The sequence below is a fragment of the Pseudomonas sp. 15C genome (assembly GCF_055484735.1).
The window spans coordinates 16,939-29,316 of record NZ_JBUDGD010000021.1 but is presented as its reverse complement, the minus strand read 5'-3'; the positions used below and the strand labels follow the sequence as shown (position 1 = coordinate 29,316).

The 12,378-nt window shown below is 59.2% G+C and carries 11 protein-coding genes; 5 read left to right on the top strand and 6 right to left on the bottom strand.

What is annotated here, in order from left to right; all coding sequences use genetic code 11:
* Positions 1–85 precede the first annotated feature (85 nt).
* From ACYYKW_RS13335 to ACYYKW_RS13325, 3 genes are all read left to right on the top strand, one after another.
* Positions 86–556 carry a nuclear transport factor 2 family protein gene (locus tag ACYYKW_RS13335; RefSeq protein WP_464990335.1) on the top strand — a complete coding sequence of 157 codons (471 nt, stop codon included), beginning with the start codon at positions 86–88 and terminating at the stop codon, positions 554–556.
* Positions 557–596: 40 nt separating this feature from the next.
* A complete protein-coding gene (locus ACYYKW_RS13330; RefSeq protein ID WP_083366939.1) occupies positions 597–899 on the top strand; it encodes a GIY-YIG nuclease family protein in 303 nt (100 codons plus the stop codon).
* Positions 900–983: 84 nt separating this feature from the next.
* Positions 984–1,919, top strand: coding sequence for a glutathione S-transferase family protein (locus ACYYKW_RS13325; protein ID WP_464990334.1), 936 nt, complete (start codon positions 984–986; stop codon positions 1,917–1,919).
* A 116-nt stretch (positions 1,920–2,035) separates the two neighbouring features.
* On the opposite strand, the gene ACYYKW_RS13320 is transcribed toward ACYYKW_RS13325, so the two are convergent.
* Together ACYYKW_RS13320 and yejK are read right to left on the bottom strand one after the other, a co-directional pair.
* The gene (locus tag ACYYKW_RS13320; protein WP_464990333.1) at positions 2,036–2,386 is read right to left on the bottom strand and encodes a glutaredoxin family protein; all 351 of its coding nucleotides are present in this window, start codon (positions 2,384–2,386) and stop codon (positions 2,036–2,038) included.
* Positions 2,386–3,390, bottom strand: a complete 1,005-nt coding sequence (gene yejK, locus ACYYKW_RS13315; protein ID WP_093104504.1) for a nucleoid-associated protein YejK — start codon at positions 3,388–3,390, stop codon at positions 2,386–2,388. The genes ACYYKW_RS13320 and yejK overlap by 1 nt, the downstream gene beginning before the upstream one ends.
* Before the next feature lie 395 nt (positions 3,391–3,785).
* Here yejK and ACYYKW_RS13310 point away from each other — a divergent pair, with 395 nt between their 5' ends.
* Entirely contained in the window at positions 3,786–4,067 is a 282-nt protein-coding gene (locus tag ACYYKW_RS13310) for an HU family DNA-binding protein (RefSeq protein ID WP_003221909.1), read from the top strand.
* Between the two features lie 192 nt (positions 4,068–4,259).
* On the opposite strand, the gene rlmF is transcribed toward ACYYKW_RS13310, so the two are convergent.
* Together rlmF and ACYYKW_RS13300 are read right to left on the bottom strand one after the other, a co-directional pair.
* Complete coding sequence (gene rlmF / locus ACYYKW_RS13305; protein ID WP_464990332.1) at positions 4,260–5,279, bottom strand: 23S rRNA (adenine(1618)-N(6))-methyltransferase RlmF; 1,020 nt, start codon at positions 5,277–5,279, stop codon at positions 4,260–4,262.
* Between the two features lie 233 nt (positions 5,280–5,512).
* Complete coding sequence (locus ACYYKW_RS13300; protein ID WP_464990331.1) at positions 5,513–8,359, bottom strand: valine--tRNA ligase; 2,847 nt, start codon at positions 8,357–8,359, stop codon at positions 5,513–5,515.
* Positions 8,360–8,718: 359 nt separating this feature from the next.
* Here ACYYKW_RS13300 and ACYYKW_RS13295 point away from each other — a divergent pair, with 359 nt between their 5' ends.
* Entirely contained in the window at positions 8,719–11,475 is a 2,757-nt protein-coding gene (locus tag ACYYKW_RS13295; protein WP_464990330.1) for an RHS repeat domain-containing protein, read from the top strand.
* Between the two features lie 51 nt (positions 11,476–11,526).
* Here the strand turns inward: ACYYKW_RS13295 and ACYYKW_RS13290 are convergent, their stop codons facing one another.
* Together ACYYKW_RS13290 and ACYYKW_RS13285 are read right to left on the bottom strand one after the other, a co-directional pair.
* Positions 11,527–11,922 carry a DNA polymerase III subunit chi gene (locus ACYYKW_RS13290; protein WP_464990329.1) on the bottom strand — a complete coding sequence of 132 codons (396 nt, stop codon included), beginning with the start codon at positions 11,920–11,922 and terminating at the stop codon, positions 11,527–11,529.
* A gap of 8 nt (positions 11,923–11,930) precedes the next feature.
* Complete coding sequence (locus tag ACYYKW_RS13285) at positions 11,931–12,359, bottom strand: DNA polymerase III subunit chi (RefSeq protein WP_464990328.1); 429 nt, start codon at positions 12,357–12,359, stop codon at positions 11,931–11,933.
* Positions 12,360–12,378 lie beyond the last annotated feature (19 nt).

The following is a 12,378-nucleotide window of genomic DNA, read 5'->3' as shown; positions in this document are numbered from 1 at the left end:
TATTCGGTTTGCGAATGCCGATAGTGTTTCCGCGCTCGCCAGATTATGGTGCTGGCAATCTGTACCTCTTTCTTTGGAGATTGCCTTGAGCGAAGCCTACAGCGCCCTGATCACCCGCTTCTACGAAGCCTTCCAGCGCCTCGACGCCGAAGCCATGGCCGCATGCTACACCGACGATGTAGTGTTCAGCGATCCGGCCTTCGGCGAATTGCACGGTCGCGACGCCGGCGACATGTGGCGCATGCTCACCACCCGCGCCAAGGATTTCTCGCTGACCTTCGACAACGTCCGCGCCGACGAGCGCACGGGTGGCGCGCACTGGGTCGCTACGTATCTGTTCAGCCAGACCGGCAACATTGTGATCAACGACATCCAGGCTCGTTTCGTCTTCCGCGACGGCAAGATTTGCGAGCACCACGACCACTTCGATCTGTGGCGCTGGTCGCGGCAGGCGTTGGGCTTCAAAGGCCTGCTGCTGGGCTGGACGCCGCTGGTGCGCAACGCCGTCCGCGCGCAGGCGCGCAAGGGATTGAAGGCATTCCAGGCCGGGCGCTGATAAGATCGCCGCCTGTTTTCCTACACGTCCCGATCCCGAAGTGACCAGCCTCAGCGAAAATTCTGTCGATGTTGCCGAACCGGTGAGCAAATCCTGGTTCGTCTATCTCGTTCGCGCCGCCAATGGCTCGTTGTATTGCGGAATCAGCGACGACCCTGTGCGCCGTTTTGCCAAGCACCAAAGCGGCAAGGGCGCGCGGTTCTTCCTTTCCAGCCCGGCGATGGCGCTGGTCTATACCGAACGGTGTCGTGACAAAAGCGATGCGTTGCGCCAGGAACGGCTGATCAAAAAGCTGCGCAAGAGCGCCAAGGAATGTCTGGTCGCATCTTATCAATCTGACTGATAGGTTCCCATCAGGCGGATCTGTAGGCTGCTAAGCAAATGCGCGCTAAGCTGCGGGCTCATTATCTGAGCGGCGGAGCCGAGCATGTCCGAGTTGATTCTCCATCATTACCCGACCTCCCCATTCGCCGAGAAGGCCCGCCTGCTGCTGGGTTTCAAAGGTTTGTCGTGGCGCTCGGTGCATATCTCGCCGGTGATGCCGAAACCGGATCTGACCGCCCTGACCGGTGGCTATCGCAAGACCCCGGTGTTGCAGATTGGCGCGGACATTTATTGCGATACCGCGCTGATCGCCCGTCGCCTGGAACAAGAGAAAGCCCTGCCTGCGTTCTTCCCTGAAGGCCAGGAAATGGTCAGCGCCAGTTTCGCCGCGTGGGCCGATTCGGTGGTGTTTCAACATGCGGTGAGTCTGGTGTTTCAGCCAGAATCGGTGGCGGTGCGTTTCGGCAAGTTGCCGCCGGAAGCGATCAAGGCGTTCATTGCCGACCGCGCCGGGCTGTTCAGCGGTGGTAGCGCGACGCGCCTGAGCGCCGAGCAGGCCAAGCATCAATGGCCAACGATCATGGCGCGTCTGGAGCAGCAGTTGCAGCGCGAGCAGGGCGACTTCCTGTTCGGTGAGCCATCGATTGCCGACTTCGCGCTGGCGCATCCGCTGTGGTTCCTCAAGGCCACTCACGTGACCGCACCTCTCGTCGATGAGTATCCGGTTGTCGTAGCGTGGCTGGGGCGGGTGCTGGGCTTTGGTCATGGCGCGGCGAGCGAAATGTCCTCCGCCGAGGCGCTGGAAGTGGCGCGTAACGCCACGCCGGCCGCATTGCCGGATGAGCAGTTCGTTGACCCGAACGGTTTCACTGCTGGGCAGCAAGTGGCGATTGCCGCCATCGACTATGGTGTCGACCCGGTGGTCGGTGAGTTGCTGTTTGCCGGTCGCGAGGAATTGATCATCCGCCGCGAAGACGAGCGCGGCGGCGTGGTGCACGTGCACTTCCCGCGTTTTGGTTTCCGCATCGAAGCACGCTGATCTCTCAAGTCTGATGCAAAACCCTGTAGGAGTGAGCCTGCTCGCGATAGCGGTGTGTCAGTTGATAAATCCGCCGACTGACACACCGCTATCGCGAGCAGGCTCACTCCTACAGGTTATTTCAGGGCGGCGAGGATTTCGTCCGGGTCAAACCCGCGAATCAGCGTACCGTTCACATCGATCAGCGGAATCCCGCGTCCACCCAATGCCTCGTACGCCTTGCGCGCCTCGGCATCCTTCTCGATATCGAATTCCTTGAACGGGATGCCCTTGCTGTCGAGAAAGCGTTTGGTCTGTTTGCAGTAGCCGCACCAGTCGGTGGCATAGAGCACGACATTGGCCTGCACGCGGGTCTGCTCAGAAACCATTTGCGACGGATTGAAAACTCGCTCGATCTTGCCCCAGTTCTGATAGACCACAACGACCAGCAGAACCAGGACAACCTTCTTCAGCACATTGCCGAGCATCAATTGCGTCGCTTGAGCTGATCGGTCAGCGAAGTCGGCAGGCCTTTGATGATCAGGGTGCCGTTCTCTTCGTCGTATTCGATCTTCGAGCCCAGCAGGTGCGCTTCGAAGCTGATCGACAGGCCTTCGGCGCGGCCGGTGAAACGACGGAATTGATTGAGGGTGCGCTTGTCCGCCGGGATCTCCGGCGACAGGCCGTAGTCCTTGTTGCGGATGTGATCGTAGAAGGCTTTCGGGCGTTCCTCGTCGATCAGCTCCGAGAGCTCTTCCAGGCCCATCGGCTCGCCAAGCTTGGCCTGGCTGCTGGCGTAGTCGACCAGGGTCTTGGTCTTCTCGCGGGCGGAGTCTTCCGGCAGGTCTTCGCTCTCGACGAAGTCACTGAAGGCCTTGAGCAGTGTGCGGGTCTCGCCCGGGCCGTCGACGCCTTCCTGGCAGCCGATGAAGTCGCGGAAGTATTCCGAGACCTTCTTGCCGTTCTTGCCCTTGATGAACGAGATGTACTGCTTGGACTGCTTGTTGTTCTGCCACTCGGAGACGTTGATCCGCGCCGCCAGGTGCAACTGGCCGAGGTCGAGATGGCGCGACGGGGTCACGTCCAGCTCGTCGGTTACCGCCACGCCTTCGCTGTGGTGCAGCAGAGCGATCGCCAGGTAATCGGTCATGCCTTGCTGATAGTGGGCAAACAGCACATGGCCGCCGACCGACAGGTTGGATTCTTCCATCAGCTTTTGCAGATGCTCGACCGCAACTTTGCTGAATGCGGTGAAGTCCTTGCCGCCGTCCATGTACTCCTTCAACCAGCCGCTGAACGGGAACGCGCCGGACTCCGGATGGAACAGACCCCAGGCTTTGCCCTGTTTGGCGTTATAGCTCTCGTTGAGGTCGGCGAGCATGTTTTCGATGGCTGCGGACTCGGCCAGTTCGGTGTCACGGGCGTGCAGAACTGCGGGCGTGCCGTCGGGTTTCTTGTCGATCAGGTGGACGATGCAATGACGGATCGGCATAGGCTTCTCGGCTGTTGGAAGGGAGGAGGGCAGGCTCCCCCGAAAAAGCGCCCAGTGTACCGCAACCACTGGTTTTGGCGCGGGTTGCAGGGCAAAACCGGGGGGAGCGCCCGGCCTTATGCGGTTTTTTACCGGTTTAGAGCAATAAAGCTGACCAAATGGGTAGCTAGAGGCGGATATTTCCTTGTCGCTGTGCTAGTTTTGCCCGGTCTTACGCGAAGTCACTGCGTTAAGCGTGCATTCAGCATTTGTCAGGTCGAACCAAACCCTGATTTCGGCATCTATAACCCGACTCGTCGTGGTTATCGCCGAGGGTGCCAGATCCAGAAGATCGGGCTCGATGGCTGACACTGCACTCTGCAATCCATATGAATTTGATAGGGAAGGAACACTACATGGCTCTTACTAAAGACCAACTGATCGCCGACATTGCTGAAGCTATCGACGCGCCGAAAACCACCGCGCGTAACGCTCTGGACCAACTGGGCCAAATCGTTGCCGATCAGCTGGAAAATGGCGGCGAAATCACCTTGCCAGGTATCGGCAAGCTGAAAGTGACCGAGCGTCCTGCCCGCACCGGCCGTAACCCATCGACTGGCGCTGCCATCGAAATCCCTGCAAAGAAAGTGATCAAGCTGGTTGTGGCCAAAGGCCTGACCGACGCTGTGAACAAGTAAGACGCAGCGATAAAAAAAACCGTGCTCCGGAGCGATCCGGGCACGGTTTTTTTGTGGCTGTGATTTGTCGATGCACCTTGAACCTTTACAAGGAGCGAGCCTGCTCGCGAAAGCGGTGGGTCAGTCAATTTGATGTCGGCTGATACACCGCTATCGCGAGCAGGCGAAGGCCTACAGGGGCTCTGCTGTGTGTCAGCGGGTCCAGCGCTCACGCCGCCAGATCTGCTGCTCGGACTTGGTCTGGAACGTCCAGGCCACGAAGCGGCTCTGCTTCTGCCCCTGGGACATCTCCACCACCTGGCTTTCCAGCACTCCCGCTTTCTTCAGCGCGGTTTCGATCGCCGGCAGGTTCGATGCCTTTGAGACCAGCGTGGTGAACCACAAGACCTTGTGCTGGAAGTTGGCACTCTCGGCAATCAGTTGCGTCACAAAGCGCGCTTCACCGCCTTCACACCACAGTTCCGCCGACTGGCCGCCGAAGTTCAGCACCGGCAATTTGCGTTTCGGATCGGCCTTGCCCAGTGCGCGCCATTTGCGCTCGCTGCCCTTGGTCGCTTCGTCCATCGAGGCGTGGAACGGCGGGTTGCACATGGTCAGGTCGAAACGCTCGCCCGGTTCCAGCAAGCCGATGAGGATGTGCTTGCGGTTCTCCTGCTGACGCAGCTTGATGACCTTGCTCAGGTCGTTGGACTGCACGATGGCGCGGGCGGCAGCCACGGCAGTCGGGTCGATCTCCGAGCCAAGGAAGTGCCAGCGGTACTCACTGTTGCCGATCAGCGGGTACACGCAGTTGGCGCCCATGCCGATGTCCAGCACGTTGACGATCGCGCCGCGTGGAACCTTGCCGTCGTTCATGCTTGCCAGCAAATCGGCGAGAAAATGCACGTAATCGGCGCGGCCCGGCACGGGCGGGCAGAGGTAGTCGGCCGGGATATCCCAATGCTGGATGCCATAGAACGACTTGAGCAGCGCCCGGTTGAACACGCGCACCGCGTCCGGGCTGGCGAAGTCGATGCTTTCCTTGCCGTACGGGTTGGTGATCACAAACTTCGCCAGTTCCGGCGTGGTCTTGATCAGCGCCGGGAAGTCATAACGACCCTGATGGCGATTGCGCGGATGCAGGCTGGCCTTTTCACGCGGCTCGACGGCTTTGCTCGGGGACGCAGCGTCGGGCTTCTTGCGCGCAGGTTTGGGGGTGCGGGGGGCGGTCATGGGCGTGGTCGATTCGGGTATGGCTGAAAGTGGCGGGTATTGTCCCACATCTGAAGGCAACACCGTTCAAACCTGTGGGAGCGAGCCTGCTCGCGAATGCGCTTTCACGTCCGGCAGATTTGTCGACTGAGCCACCGCTTTCGCGAGCAGGCTCGCTCCACTGGGGATTTGTGGTGTTTGGGAATAAAAAAGGGAGGCCATTGCGGCCTCCCTTTTTCAGTGCGAATTACCCGTTACAGACTGGCAATCCGCGCATGCTGCTCGGCCAGCTTGCCCAGGGCCTGTTCGGCCTCGGCCAGCTTGGCGCGTTCCTTATCGATGACTTCGGCCGGGGCCTTGTCGACGAAACCGGCATTGGACAGCTTGCCGCCGACGCGCTGGACTTCGCCCTGCAGACGCAGGATTTCCTTGTCCAGACGCGCCAGCTCCGCCGCCTTGTCGATCAGACCGGCCATCGGCACCAGCACTTCCATCTCGCCGACCAGTGCGGTGGCGGACAGCGGCGCTTCTTCGCCAGCGGCGAGTACGGTGATCGATTCCAGACGCGCCAGTTTTTTCAGCAGCGCTTCGTTCTCGGTCAGGCGACGCTGGTCTTCAGCGCTGACGTTTTTCAGGAAAATCGGCAGCGGCTTGCCCGGGCCGATGTTCATCTCGCCACGGATGTTACGCGTGCCGAGCATCAGTTCCTTGAGCCATTCGATGTCGTCTTCGGCGGCCGGATCGATGCGCTCTTCATTGGCCACTGGCCAAGGCTGCAGCATGATCGTCTTGCCCTGAACACCGGCCAGCGGCGCGATGCGCTGCCAGATTTCTTCAGTGATGAACGGCATGAACGGATGCGCCAGGCGCAGCGCCACTTCCAGCACGCGAACCAGCGTACGGCGGGTGCCGCGCTGACGTTCGACCGGCGCGTTCTCGTCCCACAATACTGGTTTGGACAGTTCCAGATACCAGTCGCAGTACTGGTTCCAGATGAACTCGTACAGCGCCTGCGCCGCGAGGTCGAAACGGAACTGATCGAGCTGACGGGTCACTTCGGCTTCGGTGCGTTGCAGCTGCGAGATGATCCAGCGATCAGCCAGCGACAATTCGTAGGCTTCGCCGTTCTGGCCGCAGTCTTCGCCCTTGTCCAGCACATAACGTGCGGCGTTCCAGATCTTGTTGCAGAAGTTGCGATAGCCTTCAACGCGGCCCATGTCGAACTTGATGTCGCGACCGGTGGAGGCCAGCGAGCAGAACGTGAAGCGCAGGGCGTCGGTGCCATAACTGGCGATGCCGTCGGCGAATTCTTCGCGAGTGGCTTTCTCGATCTTTTTCGCCAGTTTCGGCTGCATCAGACCCGAAGTGCGTTTTTGCACCAGGGTTTCCAGATCGATGCCGTCGATGATGTCCAGCGGGTCCAGAACGTTGCCCTTGGACTTGGACATCTTCTGGCCCTGGCCGTCGCGCACCAGACCGTGTACGTAAACGGTCTTGAACGGAACCTGCGGCGTGCCGTCTTCGTTCTTCATCAGGTGCATGGTCATCATGATCATCCGGGCAACCCAGAAGAAAATGATGTCGAAACCCGTCACCAGCACGTCGGTGGAGTGGAATTTCTTCAGGAACTCGGTCTGCTCAGGCCAGCCCAGCGTGGAGAAGGTCCACAGGCCGGAACTGAACCAGGTGTCGAGGACGTCGTTGTCCTGTTGCAGCGCAACGTCCGGGCCGAGGTTGTGCCTGGCGCGCACTTCGGCTTCGTCGCGGCCGACGTAAACTTTGCCCGACTCGTCGTACCAGGCCGGAATCCGGTGGCCCCACCACAGCTGACGGCTGATGCACCAGTCCTGGATGTCGCGCATCCACGAGAAGTACATGTTTTCGTACTGCTTGGGCACGAACTGAATGCGGCCGTCTTCAACGGCAGCGATGGCAGGTTCGGCCAGAGGCTTGGTCGACACGTACCACTGGTCGGTCAGCCAAGGCTCGATGACGGTGCCGGAGCGGTCGCCTTTCGGCGTTTTCAGGTTGTGATCGTTGATGCTCACCAGCAGGCCGGCGGCGTCGAAGGCGGCGACGATCTGCTTGCGCGCTTCGAAACGCTCCAGGCCAGCGAACTCGGCGGGAATCTTGCCGTCGATGCTCTCGTTCAGCGTGCCATCGAGGTTGAATACCTGTGCGGCAGGCAGCACGTTGGCGTTCTTGTCGAAAATGTTCAGCAGCGGCAGGTTGTGGCGCTTGCCGACTTCGTAGTCGTTGAAATCGTGGGCCGGGGTGATTTTCACGCAACCGGTGCCGAATTCAGGATCGCAATAATCGTCGGCGATGATCGGGATGCGGCGGCCAACCAATGGCAGCTCGACGAACTTGCCGATCAGGGCTTTGTAGCGCTCATCGTTCGGGTTAACTGCGACGGCGGAGTCGCCCAGCATGGTTTCCGGACGGGTGGTCGCGACGATCAGGAAGTCATTGCCCTCGGCGGTTTTTACGCCGTCGGCCAATGGATATTTCAGATTCCACAGGAAACCTTTCTCTTCGTGGTTCTCCACTTCGAGATCGGAAATCGCCGTGTGCAGTTTGGTGTCCCAGTTGACCAGGCGCTTGCCGCGGTAGATCAGGCCGTCTTCGTGCAGACGCACGAACGCTTCCTTGACCGCTTCCGAGAGACCGTCGTCCATGGTGAAGCGCTCACGGCTCCAGTCAACGGACGAGCCGAGACGACGGATCTGCCGGCTGATGTTGCCGCCGGACTGCTCCTTCCACTCCCAGACTTTCTCGAGGAATTTCTCGCGACCCAGGTCGTGACGATTCTGGCCCTGGGCTTCCAGTTGGCGTTCCACCAGCATCTGCGTGGCGATACCGGCGTGGTCGGTGCCCGGCTGCCACAAGGTGTCGCGACCCTGCATGCGGCGGAAACGGATCAGTGCGTCCATGATCGCGTTGTTGAAACCGTGACCCATGTGCAGGCTGCCGGTGACGTTCGGCGGCGGGATCATGATGGTGTAGGACTCGCCCGCGCCTTGCGGGGCGAAGTAGTTCTCGGACTCCCAGGTCTTGTACCAGGAAGTTTCAATGGCGTGCGGCTGGTAGGTCTTATCCATGCGCGGCGGGACCCTATTGGCATTTATTCAGGAAAAGCCGGCAAGTATAGCGGGGCATGGTGAGTAGGGCGAGCGGGGCGCGACCGGTCAGCAGCGCGCGGGCGGTGGTGCAAGTTGTCTGCTAGTACTTTTCCAACAGGGAACGAAGGGCAGATCAAATGTGTGCATCTCCAACATCGCTGCATGCCAACACTCCATCGATCACGGTACTGGATAACCGCTGCCTTCGTGTGCGGGATGTACGTTACCACCGCCATCCCGATTCACCCGCTGTTACAAGCGAACGCATCAGCCGTCACCATTACGATGGTCGCGGGTTCCTGATACGCAGCGCTGACCCCCGATTAAGCGAAGGCGGATTGGCCAATTTCATTTATGTCAGCAGTCTGTCCGGGCGCGTGTTGAGTCAGCAGGGTGTAGACAATGGCGGCAGCGTGGCGTTACCTAACGCTTTCGGTCGTTCTTACAGCGTGGCAAGCAATATTCCAGACCCTGACCACGAACATGGAAACACTACTCAGGTTGTTACCAGCACCTACCAATACGAAGAAAGCGATCTTCTCGGTCGTCTGACCAGCATTTCCGAACAGGTGGGGAACGAGCGCCCGAAAATCAGCGAGCGAAGGGTCTATGCCGCAAACACTGAGGCTGAAATCGCGCTGAACCTGGCCGGCCGGTGCGTGAGCCACTACGACACGGCCGGTCTGACGAAGACTGATAGCGTGGCGCTGACAGGTGTGCCGCGCTCGATTAGCCGTCGTTTCTTCAAGCGCGCAGACAACCCGGGCGAGGTGGTCGATTGGCAGGGTGACAACGCCTCCGACTGGAATGACGGCCTGGATGACGAGACCTTCACCAGTCTGGTTACCACCGATGCGACGGGCGCGCTGCATAGATCTACGGACGCAGCGGGCAACCTGCAGCGCGTTGCTTACGATATGGCAGGAGCAATCCGGGGGCACTGGGTGACGCTCAAGGGCAGCGCGGAACGGGTTGTCGTGAAGTCGCTGACGTATTCGGCGGCGGGTCAGAATCTGCGTGAAGAGAGCGGCAACGGTGTGGTAACCACTTGGAAATACGAGCAGGAAACCCGGCGCCTCTCGGGAATCAGAGTGGAACGACCGCTCGGGCATGCGGCGGGAGCTAAAGTGCTACAGGATCTGAAGTACACCTATGATCCGGTTGGTAACGTCAGCGTTGAGCGCGACGATTCGCAGACACCATGCTTCTGGCGAAATCAGAAGATGCTGGCGCAAAACACTTATATCCATGACTCGCTCTATCAACTGACCAGCGCAACCGGACGCGAGATGGCGAATGCCGAGGGGGCATGCGGCTCCCCTCTGGTCTGCGGTTCTGACGACGCCGCTTACACCAGTTACACCCGCACTTACCGCTACGATATGGCCGGCAATCTGATTCAGATACGCCACATCGCACCAGCCTCGCAAAATAATCACACCACCAAGGTCACGATCAGCAACCGCAGCAATCGCGGTGTGTTGGACACCTTGGCTACAAATCCCGAGGAGGTGGAAGCATTTTTCTCGGCGGGCGGGCAGCAGACCACTTTGCAGCCCGGGCAGCGGCTTGTCTGGACCCCGCGCAACGAACTTTTGCAAGTGACCCCGGTGATGCGTAATGGCGCGATGGATGACCATGAGACGTATCGCTATGACAGTGCCAGTCAGCGAGTGCTGAAGTTCAGCGCGCAGAAAGTGTGTGGTTGCATACACAAGCAGCGGGTCGTTTACCTGCCGTCACTGGAACTCAGAACGAAGGGTATCAGCGCAACAGTGGCGGAGCGTCTGCACGTCATCAACGCAGATGCGTCAGGTCGATCCCGACTGCGAATCTTGCATTGGGACAGTCCGAGGCCGCCGAACGCCGATAATGACCTGCTGTATTACAGCTATGACAACTTGATTGGCAGTAGCGCAGTGGTCCTGGACGGTGAGGGGAAGCTTGTAAGCCAAGAGGAATATTACCCATTCGGCGGCACAGCCATATGGATGGCGCGAAGTGCCATTGAGGCGGATTTCAAAACCGCCAGATACTGCGCAAAGGAACGCGATGCCACGGGACTTTACTACTTTGGCTGGCGCTACTATCAGTCCTGGGCAGGGCGCTGGTTAAGTGCTGATCCGGCAGGAACGGCGGACGGTATGAACCTGTTCATGATGGTCGGCAATAATCCCGTCACGTTTTTTGATAGCAATGGTTTGTACAAGGAAGGGCAAGAAGCCAGGCAAATGGTTGGCGAGTCATTTATCCATCCATTGCATATGCCTGCCTTCGAAAAAATATCGAAAGAACACAATGTAGCAATAAGCGTTAGAGAGTCCGGAAGTTACACCATCAAGGCTTTGGGCGAAGGTGCCGCTGCCAAGGGCCATAACATTCTTGAAAAGACCATCAAACCGTCTTCCTTGAAAGCAGTTTACGGGGATGGCGCTGAAGCGATGCTCGCGCAGGCAGAAAAAAGCGGGTTGGTCGGGCGAGTGGGGCAGTGGGGCCGGGCTGGTGTTCGAGGACTTTATGCGCGCAATAGGATCAGCGATGAAGATGTTTCCTACAGCGTTAATCTGCAAAGTCCCATCGAACACGAACTCCTGGATGCCTGGGTGAAGTTCAAAGTCGTCACGCCCTACACGGGTGACTACGATATGCACGATGTTATTCAGTCAAGACAAGGAAAAGGTAGTGTTCCGCGCTCGGGAAGTAGCGAGGAGGCGCAAGTCATGAATTTGATCAATCATGCTATCGCCGAACTGGATTCCGCGAGACCGTTCGATAACACTCCGATGAATGTGATCCGTCATGGTCCGCAAGTGAACTTCGTTTCACATATGTGGAGTCATGAATTCGACAAGGTCAAACAGGACAACGGATATTTGGAGGCGGTTGCCCGGCCAGGCCCGTTTCCGATAGCCATGGTGCACCAGGGGCAGTGGTCGATTATCGAAAACACCCGCGAACTGTTCGATTTTTACGGGGCGTTGAACACCGCAGTTCCGGAGCACTGGGCGCGAGAGTTTGTGAGTCGGGGAAAAGGCATGGTTGCCACGCCCCGACATGCCAGAACACTGGATTGGCATCGCAGCAACACCGTCTAGAAGTCAGGTTTGCCGGGTTGCCAACTCAGTGCTGATCGTGGGGTGCCAAGGCTACTCGTACTGGCTCAGCAGCCGCTCCATTCGCGCATCGAGACGACGTTTGATCTCGGTTTCGATGTGCGGGGCGAAGTCGTCGATCACGTCTTGCATGATCAATTGCGCGGCGGCGCGCAGTTCGCTGTCCAGATGCAGCAGGGCGTCCGGGCCTTTTTCGACCGGTGCGGCCGGTTGTGCAGTGGCTGTCGGCGCGGGTGCGGCGGGCGGTGCGACGGCGGGCGGCTCGTTGCCGACCGGGTCGAACAGCATCGGAATCTGTTCCTGTTCGCCTTCGTCGACCGTATCGGTCAGCAAGGGCGGTTGCAGGTTGTCATCGCCGAGCAACTGGCGGATCGATTCGAGATCGTCCAGCAGGTGTGCGGACTTCTGTTGCGGTTTCGGAGTGTCCATTGGAGTGCTCAGAGTCGCTGTAAACGGTGGTCTTGCAGAGAATAGCCCTGTTCGCGGTAGAAGCGGAAACTCTCCCGCGCGGCCGCTCGAATCGTCGGGTCTTCGACCACTACTTCCGCCACTCGGGCGAATTTGTTGGCGAAGGCCGGGACTTTCAGGTCGAGATTGACCAGCAAATCCTGATGCAGACCGCAATCCTCACCCAGGCCCAGTACGATCAAACCTTCCGGTTCGCTGTCTGCCGGGCCGTGCGGCACGAAGCTTTCGCCCTTGAACGCCCACAGGCGCGCATCGAGATCGTCACGCTGGGCGGCATCACTGCAATGCAGGTAGATGCGGTGGCCCATGCGCCAGGCTTTCTCGGTGAGCTTGCAGGCAAAGTCCAGGCGAGCCGAAGGATCGGCGCTGGGCAGGATATAGAAGTCGACTTTGGTCATTACGGGTCCAGGGCAGCAA

Excerpts from the sequence above, each read along its gene's own strand:
- ACYYKW_RS13290 (WP_464990329.1), bottom strand. The coding sequence starts at position 11,922 with ATGGACACTCCGAAACCGCAACAGAAGTCCGCACACCTGCTGGACGAT.
- ACYYKW_RS13320 (WP_464990333.1), bottom strand. The coding sequence starts at position 2,386 with ATGCTCGGCAATGTGCTGAAGAAGGTTGTCCTGGTTCTGCTGGTCGTT.
- ACYYKW_RS13310 (WP_003221909.1), top strand. The coding sequence starts at position 3,786 with ATGGCTCTTACTAAAGACCAACTGATCGCCGACATTGCTGAAGCTATC.
- ACYYKW_RS13300 (WP_464990331.1), bottom strand. The coding sequence starts at position 8,359 with ATGGATAAGACCTACCAGCCGCACGCCATTGAAACTTCCTGGTACAAG.
- rlmF (WP_464990332.1), bottom strand. The coding sequence starts at position 5,279 with ATGACCGCCCCCCGCACCCCCAAACCTGCGCGCAAGAAGCCCGACGCT.
- yejK (WP_093104504.1), bottom strand. The coding sequence starts at position 3,390 with ATGCCGATCCGTCATTGCATCGTCCACCTGATCGACAAGAAACCCGAC.
- ACYYKW_RS13325 (WP_464990334.1), top strand. The coding sequence starts at position 984 with ATGTCCGAGTTGATTCTCCATCATTACCCGACCTCCCCATTCGCCGAG.
- ACYYKW_RS13285 (WP_464990328.1), bottom strand. The coding sequence starts at position 12,359 with ATGACCAAAGTCGACTTCTATATCCTGCCCAGCGCCGATCCTTCGGCT.